A 23,066-nucleotide genomic window follows, 5' to 3' on the forward strand; every position below is an offset into this window, starting at 1 on the left:
ACACCGCCAATTGTTCCCCTCATGTACGATGAAAATGCACACTTTTTTAGAGGTTTGATCCATCATTAATAGGCTTCACTTTATACGAATTGGCTGTCAGTGTCACTAGGCAAACACCGTCACTGTTTGTCTTGCCATCGCAATCAGGCGATTTTCTGCATCCCAGAGATAGGCATGCTCGGTTGCATAACCATCCGCAGCATGATCCGTAAATACTTTATATTTAAACCAATCATGCAGTTGATGCTGAAGCGGATGCACATAGGTCACGCTCCAGGTCAGACTACTCGCGGGTGCCATACTTTTAAACATCGGCAGTACACCAGGTGGCCAGATGTCGAAAATTGCCATCAGGTCAGCGATCAGGAATTCACGATTGCTATGCTTTTCAGGATGAAAACGGCACCAGCCGCCAAAGTCCGGACGTGAGCTGGCACTACAAGGCAGATTGACGTCCGCCCAGGCGATTTCAAAATGGTCATAACATTCTGGCAGGCCATAACCCGCAGGAATCTGCAACAGCTGCTCTGGTGCAGCATAGTCAGGTGCCTGTTCTTCTTGCTGCACCTGAATTTCCGAGTCACGCGAGATACCAAAACTGGCAATCAGAATACTTTGTACTACCTCGTCTTGCCATAGACGTACTTCGATGGTGGTGACCGACTTACCTTCCCGCAAAATTTCAGCACTCAGTCGCACTTTCGCCTGTTGGATCGGCCCAACAAAGGTGACGCTGCAACTGAGCAGATGTTTGGCCGGATTATTGATCTGAATAACCGCTTTTTGCATCATCATTGCTGCAGCCAGACCACCATACAGGGTGCGCCCCTGTAACCATCCTGATGGAAATTCTACCCATTCCTGTTCGGAAATTTGTGCATAAAGCGCCTGCAAAGACATGTTGATCCCTCAGTGAGTCTTGATCCTCAGTATATTGAGTCAAGCTTGCTCTGCTGTGAATGATCAATGACCCGTGCGTCAATGTGCTCTTTTGCCCTTGCATTGGGCTTGATAATTATTCATGCAGCACTTTATAGATCATCCGTGCCATGACTGAACCCAATCCCGGCACCAGTTGCAGATCTCTTTCTGAGGCTTTCAGTACCCCCTGAATCCCGCCAAAATGGGTCAACAGGTCACGACGGCGTTTTGGCCCAAGGCCCGGAATGACTTCTAGTACCGATGAACCGCGTTTTTTATCGCGTTTGGCGCGGTGCTTGGTAATCGCAAAGCGATGCGCTTCATCCCGCACCTGCTGAATCAAATGGAGTGCCTTATGATCTTCTGGCAACTGAATCTTGCGACCATCGGTAAAGTGCAGGGTTTCCAGACCGGGTTTACGCCCCTCGCCTTTGGACACACCGACCATAAAGGCCTCCAGCCCCAGTTCCTGCATCACTTCCATCGCCATATGCAGTTGCCCCTTGCCGCCATCAATCAGGAGTAAATCTGGCAGCATGGCTTTTTTATAACGACGGGTCAAAGCCTGACGCATGGCGGCATAGTCATCGCCCGCCTGAATGTCATGGATGGAAAACTGACGATAATCACGTTTACGTACCCCACCACTATCAAATACCACACAAGACGCGATAGTGTCTTCACCCATGGTATGCGAAATATCAAAACATTCGATCCGGTCCACCGGGCGGCCGACCACCTGTTCCAGCTGATGGAAACGGTCATTCAGCTCAAAATGATTGGCCAGCTTGCCCTGAATCGCATGCTGTACATTCATTTGTGCCAGTTCCAGCCATTCCGCGCGGGTTTCTCGTACCTTGGACTTGATCTGGATTTTCTTGTCAAAATGCTGCGACAAGGCAGCTTCCAGTTCCTTGCGATCGGCCACTTCGACATTGACAATCAGCTCGGCCGGAATTTCATCCGCCACCTGAAAATAGAAATTGGCAATAAAATCGGCAAGCATCTGCCCTAGATCATCACTGAGCATATCCGGGAAATAGCTTTTTCCGCCGAGCATTTTACCGTTGCGCACATGCATGATCTGCACACAGGTCACCCCGGCCTGATAAGCAATAGACAGGATATCGGCTTCGCCTTTGAGCTTATAAATCGCCTGCTGTGACTGCACATCTCTTAACAGTGCCATCCGATCGCGATAGAACACGGCTTTTTCAAATTCCAGAGCTTCGGCTGCCGCTTCCATTTTTGCGATCAGTTCCTGATTCAGCTCCTTGGTATCGCCCTGCAAAAAGCGAATCGAGTTATCCACATCTGCTTTGTAGTCTTCCGGAGAGATAAATCCGACACAGGGCGCAGAACAGCGCTTGATCTGGTATTGCAGACAAGGACGGGTTCGGTTGGCAAAAAAGCTGTTTTCACAGGAACGCACATTAAACAGTTTTTGCAGCACCACCAAGGTATCCCGGGCGGTATAGGCACTCGGATAAGGCCCAAAAAACTTGCCGACCTGATGCTTGCCCTTGCCGCGCCCACTGGCCAGTCGTGGATAAGGTTTATCTGCGGAAACAAAGATATAGACATAAGATTTATCATCGCGCAGCATAATGTTATACGGCGGATGATGCAGCTTGATCAGGTTCTGTTCCAGCAACAAGGCTTCGGTTTCAGAGCGCACCACCAAGGTCTGAATATCATAAATCCGCGCCACCAAGGCCTGGGTTTTGGGATGATCCAGCGTTTTGACAAAATAGCTGGAGACCCGGTTTTTTAGATTTTTGGCTTTCCCCACATACAACAGTTCGCCGTCTTTGCCATACATCCGGTAGACCCCGGGCAGGCTGGTCATATTGGCCAGAATTTTCTCGATATGAGGACGTGCGTTTTCGTTCACCTAAAGCCTATTTTTTACATGCAATCTGCAGATATATGTGATGATTATTCGGTTATTTTCAAGCGAAAACACAAAATTCCCCTCAACTTGACACCCAATTTAAAACTATAGCTCAGCCATCTTTGCAATCTATAGCTTTCTCCGCATGATCTGATTGTTAAAAGCTCTAAATTTCAACCTTTAACTTTGCTATGCTCGAAGGGTCTAGTTTTGAGATGATTCGCATGACCATGCAGCAATCGGGCATCCATATTGTTCAACCATCCAGCTCCACCCATCACCCCTCTGAGCGTGATCGCCGGATTGGCAAACCGCGTTTTCATTTCGAGCCGAATCACGTGATGCAATTGCTGCGTGAACGGATGATTGGACAGGATGCCGCACTGAATGAAATTGAAAAAATGCTGCATGTGGTCAAGGCCGATTTCTCCAGTCCGGAGCGTCCACTCTCGGTCACCTTGATGCTCGGCCCAACCGGCGTGGGTAAAACTGAAACCGTGCGTCTGATTGCCGAAGCGATTTATGGTCGTCCGGATGCTTTCTGCCGGATTGACATGAATACCCTGGCACAGGAACATTATGCCGCAGCACTCACCGGTGCACCGCCGGGTTATGTCGGTTCTAAAGAAGGGCATAGCCTGTTTGATGAAACGGCGATTGCCGGCAGTCATACCCGGCCCGGCATCATGCTGTTTGATGAGCTGGAAAAAGCCAGTAACGAGGTGATTCGCGGCTTGATGAACGTGCTGGATACTGGAAGATTGACCCTGACAGCCGGAACCAAAACTATTGATTTTCGTAACTGCATGATCTTTATGACCAGTAATGTCGGCGCACAGGCCGCACAGCAATATCTGGAGAAACTCAGCTACCTGCCACAGCAAATGCAGGCGCTGTGCCTGAAACGTGTACCCACCCAGCGCATTATTGAAAAAGTCATGCAGCGTAAATTCGATCCTGAATTTCTAAACCGGATTGACCGCAGCCTGCATTATCAGGCGGTACAGCATGATGCCCTGCCGCGTCTGGTCGAAATTGAACTGGAAAAACTCAATAAACGCCTGCAACATCAAAACCGACAGGTACATTTATCGGATGCAGCCAAAGCCTATTTCTATCAGGGCTATGATATTCGTTACGGCGCCCGGCATTTGGGCCGCAAGCTGCGTACCGAACTGGAACCGGTTCTGGCGCTGTATTTTTTAAGCCAGCCCGAGCAGTTCAGTCTGCATCTGGACTGTGTCGATGGACAATTTGTGGTTCTGCCTGAGCAAGCAAAAGCTTAAATCATGCAGACTCACTATCCGTTTTATTTGCTTGAATTGCCTGTCTAAAAGCGGTCGGATCTGTAGGTGAAACCAATACAAATTTCTGCACGCCGTCTTCCCTATAGTCAATCCGCAGACGCTTTAAGGACAAGGCCGGTGCAATGATAGAGTGATCTGTCGGCTGGATGGACTGGATGGCGCTCAACGGAATCTGCCAGCTCAACCACAGGCTTTTAATACTCAGCACTCCATTTTCCAGCACATAGCGCGTACTCCACAGCGGCCACCACAGAATAATAATGGTCAGAATGTAGATGGTGGTGTGCAGTGGATATTGCTGCAGGGTGCCTTTGGCCTGCATGGTCAGCAGCAGTTGCAGTAACAGGCCACTCATACAGATCAGAAAAGCGACCAGCCACCAGTCTTTTTTGGAACGAAATACCTGCATCGAGATCCCCATATCTATGTGCCTGATCATCATAAACAATTCTGTGCCAGATGACAGAGGTCATATTCAACAGAAGCACTGTTATTTCAGGCCTAGCATCAACATAGGCATGCTGGGGCTGAAATCCTCAGAAAACCCTCGACTAAAACAATCAACTGCAGTTTTATTGCGGCTGATCCGAAAATATCTATACATGCCTGCACGCCATGTACTGAGCGAGATTCAGCCCTGATTTTCCTTGTTCCACAGGCCGATAATTGACTGAATTGACCAAATAGCAGCAAAGCCTGCCCTTGAATATTGTCCACCCTGCTCCATATCAATCAGGCTAATCGATAAAAAATAATGAATTGAAACAGAATCTTTAGTTCAGGCTGTGGTTAAAAACGGCAACAAAAATACAGCGCAGATGGAATCGATTCGGCAAAAATTGATGACCCTTGCGTCACGGCTTGATACAACTTGTTATGTTCTTTTTGGATATAGTTATCGTAAGATTAGCGAAGTCTAAAAGTGCGCGGGATATGCGCATTTGCTTCACAACATCAACTTAGAAGTCCTCCAAAATAAAGGAGATCAGGGCATGATCCACGCTGGCAATGCCATTACCGTCCAAATGCTAGAGGACGGGATTGCAGAATTCCGCTTTGACTTACAAGGTGAGTCTGTTAACAAATTCAACCGTGCAACGATTGAAGATTTCAAGGCTGCTATTGAAGCCGTCTCCCATGCCGATATTCAAGGTCTGATTGTCACTTCAGGCAAATCTACATTTATTGTCGGTGCCGATATCACTGAATTCGGCGATAACTTTGCTCAGGGTGAACAAGCAATTGTTGACTGGGCGATGCCGGTACATGAAATTTTCAACAGCTTCGAAGATCTCGACATTCCTAAAGTGGCTGCCATTAATGGCATGGCACTGGGTGGCGGTTTTGAAATGTGTCTGGTGTGTGACTACCGTGTCATGTCAGAACAGGCGCAAGTCGGTCTGCCTGAAATCAAGCTGGGCATTTTCCCGGGCTTCGGTGGTACAGTGCGTTTAAGCCGTCTGATCGGTATCGACAATGCTGTAGAATGGATGGCCATGGCCAACCCGAAAAAGCCTGCTGCTGCACTAAAAGACGGTGCTGTAGATGCGGTGGTTGCTGCTGACAAACTTAAAGATGCTGCACTTGATCTGGTCAAACAGGCGATTCATGGCCGTTTAGACTGGAGAACCAAGCGTCAGGAAAAACTGGATCCGGTTAAACTCAGCCCGATTGAACAGATGATGGCGTTTAACTCATCGAAAGGCATGGTTTTGGCCAAGGCCAATCCGGCTCAATATCCGGCGCCAAAATTACTGCTTGATTCATTACAGGCCGGTGCGAGCCTGCATCGTGATGACGCGTTAAAAGTTGAAGCTGAAGGCTTTGCCAAAGCTGCAGTTACGCCACAAGCAGGTGCATTGATCGGTTTGTTCCTGAACGACCAGATCGTGAAAAAAACCTCGAAGCGCTATGAAAAAGGTGCGCATCCGGTGAACCAGGCGGCGGTACTTGGCGCTGGGATCATGGGTGGTGGTATTGCTTATCAGGCGGCGAGCAAAGGCACACCAATCATCATGAAAGATATTGGTAATCCACAGCTTGCATTGGGTATGTCTGAAGCGAACAAACTGTTGACCAAACAGGTTGAACGCAAAAAAATGACACCAGCGAAAATGGGTGAAACGCTTGCACGTATCCGTCCGACTTTAAGCCTGGAAGAGTTTAAAGAAGTGGATATCGTGATTGAAGCGGTAACTGAAAACCCTAAAATCAAAGCTGCTGTACTTGCTGATACTGAAAAATCAGTACGTGAGAACACCATCATTGCTTCAAATACGTCTACGATTTCGATCACGCGTCTGGCTGAAAGCCTGCAACGTCCTGAGAACTTCGTGGGGATGCACTTCTTTAACCCGGTACATATGATGCCTTTGGTTGAAGTGATCCGTGGCGCGAAGACCTCTGACGAAGCCATTGCAACGACTGTGGTACTTGCTCAGAAAATGGGTAAAACACCAATCGTGGTGAATGACTGCCCGGGCTTCCTGGTCAACCGCGTATTGTTCCCTTACTTCGGTGCATTTGACCTATTGCTTAAAGATGGTGCTGATTTCCAGCAAATCGATAAAGTGATGGAAAAATTCGGCTGGCCGATGGGCCCTGCTTACCTGATGGACGTTGTCGGTATTGATACTGGCGTGCATGGTGCAGAAGTGATGGCTGAAGGCTTCCCGGATCGTATGAAACCGGACTTCAAAGGTTCGATTCAAACCATGTATGAGAACAAACGTCTGGGTCAAAAGAACGACGTGGGTTTCTACAAGTATGAGCTTGACCGTAAAGGCAAAAAAGCCAAAGTGGTTGATCCAACTGCATATGAGCTTGTGGCCTCTGTTGCAACTGTGGAAAAACGTGAATTTGACGCTCAGGAAATCATTGACCGTATGATGCTGGCTTTCTGTAACGAAACGGTTCGTTGCCTGGAAGACAACATTGTCGCGACTGCTTCTGAAGCAGATATGGCAATGATCATGGGTGTCGGTTTCCCTCCATTCCGTGGTGGTCCATGCCGTTACATCGATCAAACCGGTGTAGCTGAGTATGTTGCGCTTTGCAATAAGTATGCGCACCTTGGTAAAGCTTATGAAGCGCCAGAAATGTTGCGTGAAATGGCTGCTAACAACAAAAAATTCTACGGTTAAGGAGCAACGTGAATGGCTACTTTAAATCCACGTGACGTTGTCATCGTCGATGGCGTACGTTCAGCAATGGGTAAAACCAAAAACGGTATGTTCCGCAATGTACGTGCAGACAGCCTGTCTGCTGAACTTGTCCGTGCCCTGATGGTACGTAACGAATTCGACCCGAATGAAGTTGAAGACGTGATCTGGGGCTGTGTGAATCAGACCCTGGAACAAGGCATGAACATTGCCCGTAATATCGCATTACTGGCAGACTTGCCGAAAACTGTGGCTGGTCAAACCGTGAACCGTTTGTGTGGCTCGTCTATGCAGGCGATTCATACTGCGGCTGCGCAAATTGCCACCAACCAGGGTGATATCTTCATCATTGGTGGTGTAGAGCACATGGGCCATGTGGGCATGATGCACGGTATCGACCTGAACCCGGAAGCGTCTAAGCATTATGCCAAAGCATCAAATATGATGGGCTTGACTGCGGAAATGCTGGGTCGTATGAATGGCATTAGCCGTGAAGAACAGGATGCCTTTGGTGTGGAATCACATCGCCGTGCCTGGGCTGCGACTGAAAACGGTCTGTTCCAGAACGAGATTGTGGGCATTGAAGGTCACAACGCTGATGGTTATAAAGTTCTATGTGATATCGATGAAGTGATCCGTCCGGATGCCAACATCGAATCATTCCGTGCTTTACGTCCAGTGTTCGATCCGAAAGGCGGTACAGTGACTGCGGCAACCTCTTCAGCCTTGTCTGATGGTGCTTCTGCAATGTTGCTCATGTCTTATGAGCGTGCACAAGCCTTAGGTCTTAAGCCACGTGCCGTGATCCGCTCTATGGCAGTTGCAGGTTGTGATGCTGCGATCATGGGTTATGGCCCGGTTCCGGCAACGCAAAAAGCCTTGAAACGTGCTGGCCTTGCCATTTCTGACATTCAAACCTTTGAATTGAACGAAGCCTTTGCGGCACAAGGTCTGTCTGTTCTTAAGGGCTTAGGCATTTATGACAAGCAAGATATCGTGAACCATAACGGTGGTGCGATTGCGTTGGGTCACCCGCTTGGTTGTTCTGGTGCACGTATTACCACGTCTTTGCTTAACGTGATGGAACAGCAAGATACGCAAATTGGTCTGGCGACGATGTGTATTGGTTTGGGCCAAGGTATTGCGACAATTATCGAACGTGTTTAATGCTTAATTAGATACTGAGATAAAAGAAAACCCCGCTTTTGCGGGGTTTTTTATTTATTTCAATTATTTTTTAGCTTGTGTGAATATTTTTAATAAGTTATAAATCATTGTAAATAAACTATGCAACATTAATATGGACGATTCAGTTAAAGCAATTGAGTATATTTCTGTCTTTACATTCAAACCGATGGAAAATCTCTCAGAAAAACTAGAAATGCTTTCAGCTGCAATTAGAGAAACTACTAAGATCTCTTTTATTTCCCCAGCAAATTATTTTCCTATACCACCAGGCATTCCTGTTCCTAATGAAATCCCAAGAATGACCATGGAAACCAAAGAAGGAAGTGTAAAGTTACATATAACAGCTGAACAACTTCAGATTGCTATTAGTAGTACACAAATTTCTTCAGCTATAGATTTTTCCAGTCTGATAACTAAATTATCAGACTGTCTAATTAATAAATTTTCATTTGAAATTATTAGATTAGGTTTAATTTCTAGAAATTATAAACTTGATCCTGAGCCAGCTAAATATATTGCTAGAAATTTTATGAATTCACAAAATCAAAATTATAGTGAATGCAATATAAGACTTGTTGAAAGAAGGAAAGTACAAAATTTAGAATATAATTATGTTTATCAATTAGATTCAAGTTTAATAAATTTGAAAAATGCTGATACTGATGATTTTCAACAACATAAGGCCATATTAATTACTATAGATATCAATTCAGATCAACATAACAAAGAGGCTATTAGTGAAGACCGCCTAAAGACTTTTGTTAATGAAAGTATAGAGTTCCTAGACTCCGAATTCATAGAGGACAAATTAAGCTAAAATGTCCACCTCAAATAACAAATCTAATTCAACTCAATTTATTGTTCCTCCATCTATTGAACAAAGTTCGTCTTCAATTATCGATAAAAGTATAAGTTCTATACAGAATTCGACCACGAACAAAATTCAGTCGAATATAACTTCTCAAGAAATAGAATTAATCATTAAAGAAAAATTTAATGAACATATTAGTCAGTTGGCCGAGTTTAGTAATGCTCTAGAAAAGAACAGTGAAAAGAAAATTAATAATCAGACAAAAATTTTAAAAAATCAAATTATTAAAACTATTGAACAGCAATTAGCTGATCAATCTAAAAATATTGAAAGTTCTCTCATTACCTCTACAACAGATCAAATTAATAGAGAGGTGAAAAATAAAACTAAGGACTTGGATAAAATTGTTTTGAAAGCAGAAGATGAAATTAAAGATGCTCGTAATTCAGTCTTCACGACAATAGCACTTTTTGCAGCTTTTTTTACCTTTATTTCAGTAAATGTAAATATTTTCTCTAAAGCCAGCTCAATTGAAGAAACTTTAATTATTACTATTTTAATGTGGTCTTGTATTTTAGGGTTTTTAATACTTTTCTTTTACTTTTTAGATAAAAAAATTCAAAAAATATATTCGACATTCATCTGGGGAATAATAATTTTAATAGGAATTGTTTTTCTTTTCTATGGTTACACATTACATAAAAAGAATGAGGCTTTGGCTCTACAATATCTAATAAAAAATCAGACGCATATTCCCCTAAGATCTGATCTGTTAAAAGCAATTATGGATTGATATATTATTTAAGCTTCTTAAGAATGTTATTTCTTTGTAAAATTAGTGGAAAATTCAACCAATAAAATTATATTTATAAATCACTTAAATTTTATAAGTGTATGATCAAGCCTCTTTTTTCCTACTTCCTTAAGGGGTTTATATGAACATGCTTAAAACAATGCTTGCGACTGCAATCGTAGCAACTTCTGCATCTGCAATGGCAACTGAAACTCAAGTAGCACCTGCTGCTACAACGACTACAGTTCAAACTGTTGCTACAGAAGCGGTTGCACCTGCGCAAGCAAAAGTTGAAGCTGCTCAAGCCACTGCTACAGATGCAAAACAAGCAACTGAAGCGAAAGTTGAAACAGTAAAAGCTGAAACAACTGCTCAAGTAGAAACTGCACAAGCAACCGCAGAACAACAAGTTGAAGCTGCAAAAACAGAAGTAGCAGAAGCAAAAGAAGCAACTGTTGAAACTGCTGCTGAAGTAAAAGAAGCGGCTGCTGAGAAAGCCGAAGCTGCTCAAGCAGACGTAAAAGCTGAGAAAAAAGGCTGGTTCTCTTGGTTCAAAAAAGCTGCTTAAGATTTTTTGAGCATAAAAAAGATGTCATTACGACATCTTTTTTTGTTTTGAACACTCTCATTTTAATTCAAGAGTTTAACAGCAGCTTAAAGCACTTATTCGACCTTTTGCGCTAACATGGTCGCAAAATGCTGTTTAATCCGTTGGCCCTGCGCATCCACCCGATGCAGCTCACCAATATTTTCATTGTATTTCACAATCTTCCAGTCCTCATAATAAGCCCGTAACTCGCCCGGCTTAAAGCTAAATGAAAAATCGGGCTGTACCGGAATCTCTGGCGTATCCATCGCACAGACAATCAGATTATAACCACCCGGCACGGTCGCCTGCTGCATCTGTGCAATGAGCGGTGGAATGGTTTTCGCCTCAAGGAACATCATCACCACGGTACAGTAAATGAAGTCATACTGGCCTGTAATACTGGTATCTGTGTTGAGATCACGGCGCTGGATCTGCAAGTGATCAATGTGCTCCGTCTGCACAATCTGTCTTAAGGTCTGCAAACTGTTTTCATTGACATCCCAGGCTTCGACATTAAAACCATTCTGACTTAAATACAGTGCATTACGTCCTGTACCGCAACCGACGTCCAGCGCACGGCCACCCTTTAAATAGGGCATGGCAGCCAGTACTTCAGAATGGGTAGGATTCAACTGATATTTTTTGATGAAGTAATCTTCAGGCCGGCAATAAAAACGCAGCTGGCATTCGACATCCTCGCTGGCAGAAACAATCTTGTGCCAAGCCTCAGGTTCAATAAATGGCGGTTGCTGCGCTGGTGTAAACACATGTTCAGATTGCACCGCACCGGATGCTTCCAGCATGGCAAAATGCAACTCACCTTTAAGTAACGTCAGTTTGGCCCAAGTCCCTGCTTTGGTATTGTGCTGATTCTTGAAGCCCTGAGGAATACTCTTTTCTGTCCAGACCGGAAGTTCCTTATAACAAATCAGTTCTTGCATCAATATCGCCCTCCATCTCATGCATGCGCCGCCTGTCATGCTTATAGCGACGGTTTTATTCATTTCAGCATAGCTGGTTCAGGCCGGAATTGGAATCAGCGCTTATTTACGCTGTGCCAATACAGCAGCAAGATGCAGACCAAATCTGGAAAATAAAAAAGCTGCCTCGATCGACAGCTTGAGTTTAGCCAGAGAATGAATAGGGTGACTGGATTAATGCAATAGTTCTGATTGTAGCCAGCGCATATAATTTTCCTGATCCATAAAATCCGGCGCGCCTTCCAGATCCAGACTGAAATACTGCTGATTAAACTGGATCACAATCTGTTCAGTATAGTGCCAGTCCTCTATCAGCTTGAAATATTGATTCAAGAAAAATCGGCTCCTGCCCTCATTATTCAGACTTTGTAGTTTTGGACATATTTTATTTGCGACAAACTCACCGTACACCTGCTGAATATCAGCAAAAACCTGAATTGTTTGCATGACTCACCTGCTTAAATGTTATGTCGTGATCTGTGCGACACATTCAATTTAAGCACTAAGTTTGAACAGCAGATGACAGTCATGTGGCAATCCTGTGATCGCCTACAGGGTTATAACTTGTTTTCAACCGCTTTCTGGTTTGCTGTCGCAATCTGTTGCATCTGTTTATTCAGGTTTAATATTTCTTTATACAGCGCATTAAACTCTTTCACGGCTTTATCTTCATAAAACATAAAAGTTTTATTTTTCTTTTGCCATTTATGCTTTTTCAATACGGCAAATAAGGCATCTGCCTTGGCCAGACTTTGTTTCTCAATCACAAAGATCGCATGGGCATTACTTTGCTGTTGATCGGCTTGCAGGTTCGCGATCAGCTGCTGGCGATAACGGTTTTTAATATCCAGTTGCTGTGCCTTATTGATCAGCTCGGCATCACGCTGCTGAATTTGCTGCTGATAGCTGTTCACAATTTGATGCACTTGCTTGAGCATGGCTTCGGTTTCTTTATAGTCTTGTGCCTGATCCTTGGCCAGACGGTCAATATCCAGAAAATTCTGCCAGTTGGCCGCTTTCAGGTCGCGTAGATACTGATTGCGCTCCTCGGCACTGTCCCGTAGTTGACCCAGCATAAATTCGGCCATGATGGCATAGTCCCCATCCAGACGATCATCCTCAAGCTCAAGCTGAATCGGTTTAGACCAGTCCTGTGCTTGCCTTACAATGCTCTGGGTTTTTTCTTCCAGCACGGTTTCATACTCGAGCAACTCGGCCTGATGTTTTTGCTGGATAGAATTTTGATAAAACAGTCCAATAAAAATTGCCAGCGTAACAGCGGCTAATATCATAAAAACACGCGGCATGTACACGCTCCAGCTCTGTCGGTCAGATCTTATTGATAATACACACTATGCTTATTTTTTAGACCCAATTCAAGAGATTTGGTTTGACCGCTCATATGGCCTGCTCAGGCAAGAATCATCGTGCCCGAAAAGTAATTTAATCCGAAATCTTCTGCTGGCTGATCCTGCAGACCCAAGCCTTCAGGCTGTCAACAACGATTATCTGGAATCAAATGGCAAGCTCAGGCTGAGTCGATTTGGGTCAAATTGTTCACGTACGATTTGCACGTTGGTGGCATCCCTGTTAATACCAAAGGGTTGCAGCAAGACATACACACCATTTCTTGGGTCTGAAGACTGTAAGCCCTGTGCTATTGCCAGTACATATTCACGAAATACCACAGGCAGACTATCCAGATCAGGGGCGACCGGCGACCGCATTACATCAATATTCGCAGCAATGTCGCCATCTACGCTATAGGCCTGAATATCACGTTCGATTTTCATCAGACGCATTTGCAGGACCTTAAGTTGGCTGTTCTGTTCCTGATAAGGCATCATTTTTTCAGTCACGGCGCGCAGTTCCGGTTCGGCCATGACAGTGAGTGTCGGCAATACCACCGGATCAGACACAGTGGCAGGTACAGCATGGCTGAATATCGGCAGTGTAAAGGCAGCACAGACCGTGATCAGGCCCAGTATGCTCGGCTTTAGGAGATTCATGATTTAGCCCTCATTTGGACAATAGGAAAGCTTCAGATTGAAAGCTTACAAGTAATACAAGCGCCTATTGTTAAGTTTGATAAACGGTCAATCATGAATAAACAGAATAAAAATAGAAAAAATACAGCAGGGAAGATCAGAAAATATAGATTTAATTCTGATCTGATTTTGTTGTAGGCAAACATTACAGACAAAAAAAATCCCCAAACATGGTTTGAGGATTTTTTGAATATGGTGGCGAGACCCAGGATCGAACTGGGGACACACGGATTTTCAATCCGTTGCTCTACCTACTGAGCTATCACGCCGATGCGGTGTATTAAGCCGTATCTGGCTGCATTAGTCAATCAAAATTATAAAAAAAATAATTGAATGACTGAATTTTGGTCTAAAAAAAATCCCTGATGGGATCAGGGATTGAAAACTTTAAAATGTTTTAAAATATGGTGGCGAGACCCAGGATCGAACTGGGGACACACGGATTTTCAATCCGTTGCTCTACCTACTGAGCTATCACGCCGATGTCGCGTATTAAACAGTTTCAGCTTTAAATCGTCAAGAGCGCAGAGAATAATTTTCATCAAATGTTTACTTTTCCATCAACTCGCATCAATTTGAGTCATAAATTAAACAGTTTTTACCAAAGACTTCACCAATAAAACAAATCTGCGGTCTTATTTACAAAAAAGCAGCCCGAAGGCTGCGACTGCTTGATCTATTTTTAGATTTTTTCCAGATTGGCCAGACAACGATGGATGGCACCACACCCCGGCACAAAATTCTTGACCCCTTTTTCTTCTTCCATGCGGCAGACTTCACTGACCAGCCTTTCTGCAACGCCACGCCCGCGGTTGGCCGGATGCACCACGATATTTTCCAGAATCCGGCTTTCTCCCTGTCCGGTGCACCAGATTGCCCCGATAATCTTGGTATTAAATTCTGCACTATAAACTGAGGTATACTGTGTAAGGTTTTGCTCTAGTTGTTCCATGGCATCTGCCCCATCGCTAAATTCAGGGCTAGTGTCATACAGTCGCTCAAGCTGGCTGCGCACTTCATCATTTTCTAAAGAAGTATAAGCATGTACGGTAATAGGCATTGATAAACCCTCCTGAGCAATCTAATATGCGGTGACGTCGTCACGGCGAAAATATTTTCTACATCAATCATTTTGACGTATTTGAGGAACGTGTCTATGACAGATCGTATCAGTGAAGTGGTAAGAAATACCAACGAAACCAAAATTCGAGTTCGTTTGAATCTCGACGGTACTGGTCAAGGCACCTTAAACACGGGTATTCCATTTTTAGACCATATGATTGATCAAATCAAGCGTCATGGTTTGTTTGATATTGATATTCATTGTGAAGGCGATCTGGAAATTGATGACCATCATACCGTAGAAGACTGTGGTATTACCTTGGGTCAGGCTTTTGCACAAGCGCTGGGCGATAAAAAAGGCCTGAAACGCTACGGTCACTTTTATGCACCACTCGATGAATCTTTAAGCCGTGTTGTGGTGGATCTGTCTGGTCGTCCAGGCCTGTTTATGGATATTCCATTTACCCGTGCCATGATCGGCCGTTTTGATGTGGATTTATTCTCTGAATTCTTCCAGGGCTTTGTCAATCATTCATTGATGACGGTGCATATCGACAACCTGAAGGGCAAAAACAGCCATCACCAGATCGAAAGCGTATTTAAAGCTTTTGCGCGTGCGCTGCGTATGGCCTGTGAAGTGGATCCGCGTGCTGCGAACACGGTCGCTTCAACCAAAGGAACGCTGTAATGACCCGTATTGCCCTTCTTGATTATGGCATGGGAAATTTGCACTCTGCGGCAAAAGCACTCGAACATGTCGGCGCCACGGTTGATGTGACCAATGATCCCAAACTGATTGCGCAAGCAGACAAAATTGTCTTTCCGGGTGTGGGCGCCATGCGTGACTGTATGCAAGGTATGCATGAAGCAGGCATCGATGAAGTGGTACGCTCTGCAGTATTTAACAAACCGGTACTGGCAATCTGTGTCGGTATGCAGGCCTTGATGCAGCATTCTGAAGAGAATGGTGGCACAAATGCGCTGGGTATTTTCAAAGGTGCGGTCAAGCATTTCCCGGAAATGGCCGGTCTAAAAGTGCCACATATGGGCTGGAATCAGGTACATCAGGCCAATCCAGACCATCCGATGTGGAACAATATTGAACAGGATGCGCGGTTCTACTTTGTACATAGCTACTATGTCGAGCCACAAGATTCAGAGCTGGTGGCTGCCAGCTGTACCTATGGCATCGAGTTCTGTACCGCGATTCATCAAGAAAACCTGTTCGCGACCCAGTTCCATCCGGAAAAGAGCCATACCGCAGGTTTGCAATTACTGAAAAACTTTGTGGACTGGAAAATCTGATTTTCCTTTCACTTAAAAAGCTCGCAGATTGCGGGCTTTTTTATTCGTTCAGCTTAATCTACCGCCAGAATCATGACTATTTCTTAGTCACTAGAATTATTATTCTGCTTAGTCAAGCCCTTATATTTAAACAATAATTAAAGCATATGGGAATAAAATAATGTATCAATACTCTCACACTCGTGAATCAGCCTTAAGCCCAAATGGATGTTTTGACCGCCTGTCTTATCTGGCTGGAACATGCTGATGGCCTTGTCGCTCCTGATCCTCATTCCGCTGGTCAATCTAGGCTTTATTTTTGCTTAAACGTCGAAAAGTAATTAAGCTGAGTGCCCAGATCCAGTGAACTATTGATAATTATGGAAGCGCTCCAGCCGACAATACTGCCGAGCAAAGAACAGATTCAGGCCTTTCCTGTATTTCAAAATCTTCCCATGCAGCAGATTCAACTTATTCATAGTCTGGAACAATGTCTGGCTGTTGAACAGGAGCTGAAAAGCTGTGCACTATTTGGCTTTGATTCTGAATCCAAACCGACCTTTAAAGTCGGTGAAATCTCTACCGGGCCACATCTGATTCAGCTGGCCACTCTAGACAAAGCCTATTTATTTCAAATGAACCCGGCCATCTGGGCTTTTCTTGCACCAATTTTTGCCAATCGTGATCAGATCAAGGTTGGTTTTGGCCTGAAAAATGATGCGCATCTGTTTCGTAAACGAGGCATAGAACTGAATAGCGTGATTGAGCTGTCGAAATGCTTTGGTTATTTGGGGCTAAAAAATCCGGTCGGACTGAAAAATGCCATCGCCCTGTTATTTGGACTAAATTTTCCTAAATCGAAACGGATTAGCACTTCCAATTGGGCCAGCAAAAACTTAAGTGCAGCCCAGATTGACTATGCAGCTGCAGATGCCTATGCGCCAGTGTTGGTATTTGAAGAATTGCTGCGCCGAAATCTACTCCCCAAAGAGATTCCGAATACATCACTGAAATTACGTCTACGCCCTTCGTCAAGGCTTTAATGTCTTCAGCACACTGCAACAATGTAACTTTGTGTAAATCAGATTCCGCCCCAAAAGTTGGCAATATTAAGACTACTTAAATACCCATTCCAAGTGAATTTAGCAACTTTCAGCGTCTCTTTAACTTGGAACTTAACTTCAGATAGAATCATGCCCAATCTTGAGGCATAAAATCTCAAAAAGCACTATAAAATTCAAATTAATTTACTGATTTTATTTACATTTTAAAACAATAACCATTCTCAAACTTAGCAATTTGAATATATTCAACTTTTTATAATTTCTTTATTTTTCATGATCTATTTGCAGTTTCTCCGCTCTGTTTTTTATTAAAAAATTTGCTAAAACATGAACCATCTTATTCATCATCCGATCAGGATGTGCATGTTCTAGAGGGTTAATACACATGTTCAGTTTATTGAGTGAAAAAATCAGTGGCGTGCTGAGTCTGGCACTGCAAGGGATTACGACCGCACTGGGTGTGCTGACTAAAACGGTGATCACCGTGGTAGATGAAGTGGTATCAACCGTATCGGATCTGACTGCGCCTCTTAGCGCTCAGCTCGGTGCACTGCCCGTTGTCGGAGATCTGCTATCGACCGTCCTGAATGTCAGCACTGGTCTGGTCAGTGGCGTCAGCGCAGGTGTACATGCCATCTCGGACCAGTGGATTGCAGGCAGGCGGTGTTAATACTGCCTTGAATGGTACAACTGATCTGCTGGGTCAGGGTCTAGGGGGTGTATCTGACATTCTGGACAGTGTGCTTGCCGCTACGGCTCCATTGACTGCTCCATTGGCTAACTTACCGATCCTGGGTGATGTGGTGACCGCGGTTGGGCAGACTGGCAACAATCTAAGTGGTCTGGTCGATGAAACCGGACAATATGTGGCAGCAATCACTCCACTCGAGCTGATTAACAATACCCTAGAAAATCCGGTCGCCAGTGTCGGCGGCGTAATTCAGGATGTATCGGGCACACTGGATGCCCTGCTCAATGACCTGGTTCCGGTCACGGACGTCGCGACCAGCCTGCCAGTTGCAGGTGCGGTGGTCGGTTTAGTGGGTGAAACTGTCAGTACAGTCAATCAGGGACTTTATGAGTTGGGAGCGCAGCTGGGCCAAGTCAATTCACTAGACCATCTGTCTCAAACTTATAGCTATGTCTAATCAGTGTGACAGTGAAAATACAGCAGATCGTATGCGCAGTCGCTGAATCATTAAAAGGATAAAAATAAATTACCTGACTGCGACCTGTCTTCGGACAGGTTTTCTTTATTGATACTGTTTAAGAGTTAGAAATTTCGACTTTATTTGCTAAGATGAACTCACTCAAATTCATTCTAAAGATTAAGCAAGGAGCGAAAGCATGCTGATCATCCCTGCAATTGACCTGAAAGATGGCAAATGTGTCCGTTTAAAACAAGGTCGTATGGAAGACGATACCGTATTTTCTGACGATCCGGTCGCAACAGCACAGCATTGGGTAAATGAAGGCGCTCGCCGCTTGCATTTAGTGGATTTAAACGGTGCTTTCGCAGGTACGCCTATCCATAAGCCAGTGGTTGAAGCCATTGCCAGAGCGCAGCCAGATTTACCGATCCAGATTGGCGGCGGTATCCGTTCGATGGAAACCATCGAGCATTATCTGCAAGCAGGCGTATCTTTTGTGATTATTGGTACCAAAGCAGTTCAGGATCCTGAATTTGTGGAAGAAGCATGCAAAAAATTCGCGGGTCATATCATTGTCGGCATTGATGCCATGAATGGCATGGTGGCAACCGATGGCTGGGCCAATGTGACGGATGTCAAAGCGACAGATCTGGCCAAGCGTTTTGCCGATGCGGGCGTATCCAGCATTGTCTATACTGACATTGCCCGTGATGGCATGATGCAGGGTGTGAATATTGAGCAAACCGTAAATCTGGCACAATATTCAGGTTTACCTGTGATTGCTTCAGGCGGCGTAACCAATATGGATGACGTCCGTAACCTGAAAGATCAGCCGGGCATTCTAGGTGCTATTACTGGTCGTGCCATTTACGAAGGTACATTAAGCCTGCGTGAAGCGCAGTTATTGCTAGATGAACAACAGGCGCTATAATTAAGCCTGCTGCACAAGAGGTCTTCGGACCTCTTTTTTATTTGTTATTTTCCGATCTCCTGATATGTCGACCCTCATCTCCACTTTTCGCTCTCCCGCTCTGGCAGCCAAACTTCCGCAGCTTGCTTTAATTCTGATTACCCTGATCTGGGGCGGCAGTTTTATTACTGTACAATACGGGCTGAATTTTAGCAGTCCGATTATGTTTGTTGGGCTGCGTTTTGCTGCAGCCGCCATTGCCGTGACCCTGATCTCATTAAAATCTTTAAAAGGTATGACCCTCAAGGAGATTATTGCCGGCGCGGTGATTGGGCTCATGATCGCCATCGGTTACGGCACCCAAACCGTGGGATTGCAAACGATTAGCAGCAGCGAGTCTGCTTTTTTAACCGCCTTGTATGTTCCACTGGTACCAATCCTGCTCTGGCTGCTGTTTAGTCAAAAACCTCAGGTGATGACCTGGATCGGGGCATTGTTTGCCTTTATCGGGCTGCTGTTTTTGACTGGTAATGGCTTTGCAGCAATTCAGCTCAGTTTTGGACAAACTTTGACTTTACTTGGCTCCATTGCCATTGCCCTGGAGATTATTTTGATCAGTTATTTTGCTGAGCAGGTGAATGTACGCCGGGTCACAGTGCTGCAACTGATTTTTGCGTCCTTGTTCTGCTTTATGATTGCACCTGTTTTAGGTGAATCTCAGCTACCTGAATTTCACTGGCATCTGGCAGGCATTTTAGTCGGTTTAGGCATTGCCAGTGCGATGATTCAACTGGTCATGAACTGGGCACAACGTAGGGTAGATGCATCACAGGCAGCAATTATCTATGCCGGTGAACCGGTATGGGCAGCACTTTTTGGCCGACTTGCAGGAGAACGCTTACCTGCACTGGCACTGTTGGGCGGATTAATGGTGGTACTGGGCGTAATTGCCAGTGAATGGAAACCGAAGTTTTTAAAGCGGAAAATAAAAGAATAAATCACTTAATTTCCTATTTTTAATCCCCCTAAATTCCCCTTTTAAGAAAGGAGAATTTTTTATATTTGTATTTAATTTTAGAAAGACACCATCTTGCCCGGATTCACCAGTACTCCCAGTCCATAGGCAGTTTTGGCAATTGGAATCACCACAGGGGCAAGTGTGCGACCAAACAACATATCCTGATGCTGAATAGTGGTCAGCATATTGAAATCATCTGCCTTGCCACAGAAATCATCTGCAATCGCTTTACCGATACGCACCGTTTGCGCCACACCATGCCCACTCCAGCCTTGCACGGCATAAATCGGGAATTTATTGCCAAATTTACGGCTGTCGGCTGCACCATTCATGGTCAGATCCGTGGTTCCACTCCAGACAAAATCCAGCTCAACCTGTTTTAATTGTGGGAATACATGCTGAATTCGACCTAACAAATACTGATGGGTTTTTTCAGGACTCCAACACGAACCTGTCCCTTCACCACCAAATAAAATTCGGTTTTGAGACACACCCCGGTAATAATCAATCTGGAACTGGGTGTCGTAGACAGGCGCATCGGTTGGCAATAGCTCTTTTAAATTTACTTCTAAAGGGGCTGTGGTACATACATAAGTATAAAATGGAATTGTGGTTCGATTGTTCTTTTGCAGCAGTTTAAACGAAGCATGATGTACGCCCATGACCACACTCTTACGCGCTTTTATTACGCCACTTATGGTCGTGACATAAATCCCATCTTCACGCTCTTCTACTGACACCACTTCAGTTTGCTCAAACACCTGTCCACCGTTTTGGCAGAAGCCATAAACCAGTCCACGGTTCAGTGCGAGTGGATGGATATGTCCCCCCAGCGAGTCAATTAGACCACCACAATAATTCTCTGAAGCAATATGCTGTTTCAGCTCATGCTCACCGACAATTTTGGTGTGGTCTTCACCTAAAAATTTACGTGCATCTGCCCCTTGAGTTAAACCAACCAAGTGCCCTTCATGCACTGCTGCGGTAATATGTCCACGTTTACGCTGTAGCTCAAGTTGGTATTTTTCTGCAATGTCATCGATTAAAGACATCGCTTCAGTAGAGCTAAAGTGCCAGAGTTTTTTTGCATCTGCATAGCTGAAATGCTCAATCATTTCTGACGCTTCCCAACGCGCTAGCCCCGGTGTGAGCTGTCCACCATTACGTCCTGAAGCAGCGCCACCAATGCGATTTTTTTCTACCAAAATGGTATCTATGCCATGTTCAGACAGATGGAGTGCTGTCGATGCTCCAAGTAGCCCACCACCAATCACCACCACATCACATTCAAGATCGGCATTTAAACCTGGAAACGCATGCCCAGTTTCGAGTGAGCTTTCATAGTAATTGGCAGGATGTTCAAAATTGCCATGTTTGGGATTAATCCAGTTCCACTCTTTGCCACTCTGTGTATTAATACTGGCTTTAAACTCGACATCTTCAATAAATTTTGGTTTATTCATTTCATCTTCTCACTATTACTTCAATACAATTGATTCGATCTTAGTAAGCACTACTAATCACAATATTCTGTTTACGCAGACGCTTATACATATAGAGCAGCACGCCTACTGCGAGCCAAATACAGCCACAGATCAAAGCTGACATTTCCAGGTTGATCCATAAACCCAACATCACGCCCACCGAAAGCAGGGGCAAAACCAAGTTAAGGAAGACATTTTTTAAGCCTTGACGCTGTTTGTCCTGAACAAAAAATTTTACAAATACCGAGAAATTCACTGCAGTAAAGGCAATCAGGGCACCGAAACTCACCATACTCACCACTGTCGCAAGATCAAGGCTGATGGCGAGGAGTGAAGTTAAGCCAATGAACAGCACGGCATAAAGTGGTGTACCCAACTTGTTATGCACTTGACCGAATGTGCGTTTATGGAAAATTCCGTCACGTCCCATGATATGGATTAAACGCGAGGCACTGGCATGAGTCGCCAAACCTGAAGCAAAGGTATTCATGATTTGCGCGCAGAGGAACACCGCCTGAAACAGTGCCCCACCGACATACATCACAATTTCAGGCAATGCTTCATCGGGGTTGTTAAAGCGGACATTGCTGGGGAAATACAACTGGATAAACCACGATGCCGAGAAGAAAATCACCCCGCCTGTCAACGTGGTCAGCATTACAGCACGTGGAATATTTTTTTTCGGGTCTCTAGTTTCGTGTGACATCGTCGTCACGGCATCAAAGCCCAGAAACGAGAAACATAAAATTGATGCCCCGGCAATTAACGGCAATATACTGCTATCGCCGTTCAATAATGGCGTCATGGTCAGGACGTGATGATAACCTTGCTCCGTACCAATACCCTTGATCACCAGATAGATAAACAGCAGCATTAAAATCAAGGGAGCCACCACAAAAATCAGGCTTAAGTTCGCCAAGATATTAATGCGGAAACAGTTAATCAGGGTCACCAAACCGGTAAAGATACAGACCCACACCCAATATGGCACGCCTGGAATCAGGGCTTCCAAATAGATCCCGGCCAGTAAAGCATTCACGAGCGGCAGCAATATATAATCCATTAAGGCACACCAGCCAACAAAGAAACCGGCTTTCGGCCCGCAAGATTCCGCCGTATAAGTATAAGCCGAGCCCGGTTTTTCTGTCTGGCGACTAAATCGCGCATAGCTGAATGCCGTTAACAGCATGGCACCTAAGGCAAGGATATACGCGAGTGGAACACGTCCCTCAGTGATGCCGGAAACAATCCCAAAGGTATCAAAAACAACCATCGGGGTCATATATGCCACACCAATGATCACGACCTGCCACAAAGACATTTTTTTGAAAGCAACTTGTGCTTTTTCCATTGATGTCACCTGAACATTATTTATTTTCGTTATTTGTTCAATTGCAATGA

General features: G+C 44.8%; 23 protein-coding genes and 2 tRNA genes. 13 read left to right on the top strand and 12 right to left on the bottom strand.

What is annotated here, in order from left to right; translation table 11 throughout:
* Positions 1–105 precede the first annotated feature (105 nt).
* A complete protein-coding gene (locus tag FTU44_RS08695; protein WP_179999621.1) occupies positions 106–900 on the bottom strand; it encodes a thioesterase family protein in 795 nt (264 codons plus the stop codon).
* A gap of 115 nt (positions 901–1,015) precedes the next feature.
* On the bottom strand, positions 1,016–2,815 hold the full coding sequence (uvrC, locus tag FTU44_RS08700; protein ID WP_005173083.1) for an excinuclease ABC subunit UvrC: 1,800 nt from the start codon (positions 2,813–2,815) through the stop codon (positions 1,016–1,018).
* Between the two features lie 224 nt (positions 2,816–3,039).
* On the opposite strand from uvrC, the gene FTU44_RS08705 reads away from it, so the two are divergent.
* Positions 3,040–4,101, top strand: coding sequence for an AAA family ATPase (locus tag FTU44_RS08705; RefSeq protein WP_180050167.1), 1,062 nt, complete (start codon positions 3,040–3,042; stop codon positions 4,099–4,101).
* Position 4,102: 1 nt separating this feature from the next.
* On the opposite strand, the gene FTU44_RS08710 is transcribed toward FTU44_RS08705, so the two are convergent.
* Entirely contained in the window at positions 4,103–4,531 is a 429-nt protein-coding gene (locus FTU44_RS08710) for a PH domain-containing protein (RefSeq protein ID WP_180050169.1), read from the bottom strand.
* 583 nt (positions 4,532–5,114) lie between these two features.
* On the opposite strand from FTU44_RS08710, the gene fadB reads away from it, so the two are divergent.
* The 5 genes from fadB (at position 5,115) to FTU44_RS08735 (ending at position 10,643) form a co-directional block, all read left to right on the top strand.
* Positions 5,115–7,265 (top strand): fatty acid oxidation complex subunit alpha FadB, encoded by a 2,151-nt coding sequence (gene fadB / locus FTU44_RS08715; RefSeq protein WP_005173108.1) that lies wholly within the window; start codon positions 5,115–5,117, stop codon positions 7,263–7,265.
* A gap of 12 nt (positions 7,266–7,277) precedes the next feature.
* On the top strand, positions 7,278–8,450 hold the full coding sequence (gene fadA / locus FTU44_RS08720) for an acetyl-CoA C-acyltransferase FadA (protein WP_005095215.1): 1,173 nt from the start codon (positions 7,278–7,280) through the stop codon (positions 8,448–8,450).
* Positions 8,451–8,583: 133 nt separating this feature from the next.
* Positions 8,584–9,288 carry a hypothetical protein gene (locus FTU44_RS08725; protein ID WP_180050171.1) on the top strand — a complete coding sequence of 235 codons (705 nt, stop codon included), beginning with the start codon at positions 8,584–8,586 and terminating at the stop codon, positions 9,286–9,288.
* 1 nt (position 9,289) lies between these two features.
* Positions 9,290–10,075 (top strand): hypothetical protein, encoded by a 786-nt coding sequence (locus FTU44_RS08730; RefSeq protein WP_180050174.1) that lies wholly within the window; start codon positions 9,290–9,292, stop codon positions 10,073–10,075.
* A 142-nt stretch (positions 10,076–10,217) separates the two neighbouring features.
* Entirely contained in the window at positions 10,218–10,643 is a 426-nt protein-coding gene (locus FTU44_RS08735; protein WP_180050177.1) for a hypothetical protein, read from the top strand.
* Positions 10,644–10,738: 95 nt separating this feature from the next.
* Here FTU44_RS08735 and tehB read toward each other — a convergent pair whose 3' ends face one another.
* The 7 genes from tehB to FTU44_RS08770 all read right to left on the bottom strand — a co-directional run bounded on the left by tehB (position 10,739) and on the right by FTU44_RS08770 (position 14,752).
* On the bottom strand, positions 10,739–11,605 hold the full coding sequence (gene tehB, locus FTU44_RS08740) for an SAM-dependent methyltransferase TehB (RefSeq protein WP_180050180.1): 867 nt from the start codon (positions 11,603–11,605) through the stop codon (positions 10,739–10,741).
* A gap of 213 nt (positions 11,606–11,818) precedes the next feature.
* A complete protein-coding gene (locus tag FTU44_RS08745) occupies positions 11,819–12,091 on the bottom strand; it encodes a hypothetical protein (RefSeq protein ID WP_005095207.1) in 273 nt (90 codons plus the stop codon).
* 110 nt (positions 12,092–12,201) lie between these two features.
* Complete coding sequence (locus FTU44_RS08750; RefSeq protein ID WP_180050183.1) at positions 12,202–12,951, bottom strand: hypothetical protein; 750 nt, start codon at positions 12,949–12,951, stop codon at positions 12,202–12,204.
* Positions 12,952–13,149: 198 nt separating this feature from the next.
* Positions 13,150–13,653, bottom strand: a complete 504-nt coding sequence (locus tag FTU44_RS08755; protein ID WP_180050186.1) for a hypothetical protein — start codon at positions 13,651–13,653, stop codon at positions 13,150–13,152.
* A gap of 232 nt (positions 13,654–13,885) precedes the next feature.
* A tRNA-Phe gene (locus FTU44_RS08760) sits at positions 13,886–13,961 on the bottom strand.
* A 136-nt stretch (positions 13,962–14,097) separates the two neighbouring features.
* Positions 14,098–14,173: transfer RNA gene (locus FTU44_RS08765), tRNA-Phe, on the bottom strand.
* Positions 14,174–14,374: 201 nt separating this feature from the next.
* Entirely contained in the window at positions 14,375–14,752 is a 378-nt protein-coding gene (locus FTU44_RS08770; RefSeq protein WP_005095200.1) for a GNAT family N-acetyltransferase, read from the bottom strand.
* A 96-nt stretch (positions 14,753–14,848) separates the two neighbouring features.
* Here FTU44_RS08770 and hisB point away from each other — a divergent pair, with 96 nt between their 5' ends.
* From hisB to FTU44_RS08800, 7 genes are all read left to right on the top strand, one after another.
* Entirely contained in the window at positions 14,849–15,442 is a 594-nt protein-coding gene (gene hisB, locus FTU44_RS08775) for an imidazoleglycerol-phosphate dehydratase HisB (protein WP_005095198.1), read from the top strand.
* On the top strand, positions 15,442–16,059 hold the full coding sequence (gene hisH / locus FTU44_RS08780) for an imidazole glycerol phosphate synthase subunit HisH (RefSeq protein ID WP_180050189.1): 618 nt from the start codon (positions 15,442–15,444) through the stop codon (positions 16,057–16,059). The genes hisB and hisH overlap by 1 nt, the downstream gene beginning before the upstream one ends.
* Before the next feature lie 359 nt (positions 16,060–16,418).
* Positions 16,419–17,081 carry a 3'-5' exonuclease gene (locus FTU44_RS08785; RefSeq protein ID WP_180050192.1) on the top strand — a complete coding sequence of 221 codons (663 nt, stop codon included), beginning with the start codon at positions 16,419–16,421 and terminating at the stop codon, positions 17,079–17,081.
* Positions 17,082–17,487: 406 nt separating this feature from the next.
* Positions 17,488–17,772, top strand: a complete 285-nt coding sequence (locus FTU44_RS15205) for a hypothetical protein (protein ID WP_257226447.1) — start codon at positions 17,488–17,490, stop codon at positions 17,770–17,772.
* Positions 17,732–18,250, top strand: a complete 519-nt coding sequence (locus tag FTU44_RS08790) for a hypothetical protein (protein WP_257226448.1) — start codon at positions 17,732–17,734, stop codon at positions 18,248–18,250. Before FTU44_RS15205 ends, FTU44_RS08790 begins: the two co-directional genes overlap by 41 nt.
* Positions 18,251–18,449: 199 nt before the next feature.
* Positions 18,450–19,184, top strand: coding sequence for a 1-(5-phosphoribosyl)-5-[(5-phosphoribosylamino)methylideneamino]imidazole-4-carboxamide isomerase (hisA, locus tag FTU44_RS08795; RefSeq protein ID WP_074383906.1), 735 nt, complete (start codon positions 18,450–18,452; stop codon positions 19,182–19,184).
* Between the two features lie 64 nt (positions 19,185–19,248).
* Positions 19,249–20,160, top strand: coding sequence for a DMT family transporter (locus FTU44_RS08800; protein WP_180050194.1), 912 nt, complete (start codon positions 19,249–19,251; stop codon positions 20,158–20,160).
* A gap of 77 nt (positions 20,161–20,237) precedes the next feature.
* Here FTU44_RS08800 and FTU44_RS08805 read toward each other — a convergent pair whose 3' ends face one another.
* On the bottom strand, positions 20,238–21,644 hold the full coding sequence (locus FTU44_RS08805) for an FAD-binding oxidoreductase (RefSeq protein ID WP_180050197.1): 1,407 nt from the start codon (positions 21,642–21,644) through the stop codon (positions 20,238–20,240).
* A gap of 40 nt (positions 21,645–21,684) precedes the next feature.
* Positions 21,685–23,016, bottom strand: coding sequence for an APC family permease (locus FTU44_RS08810; RefSeq protein ID WP_180050200.1), 1,332 nt, complete (start codon positions 23,014–23,016; stop codon positions 21,685–21,687).
* Positions 23,017–23,066 lie beyond the last annotated feature (50 nt).

The sequence above is a fragment of the Acinetobacter sp. YH12105 genome (assembly GCF_013419095.1).
Taxonomy (GTDB): domain Bacteria; phylum Pseudomonadota; class Gammaproteobacteria; order Pseudomonadales; family Moraxellaceae; genus Acinetobacter; species Acinetobacter pseudolwoffii.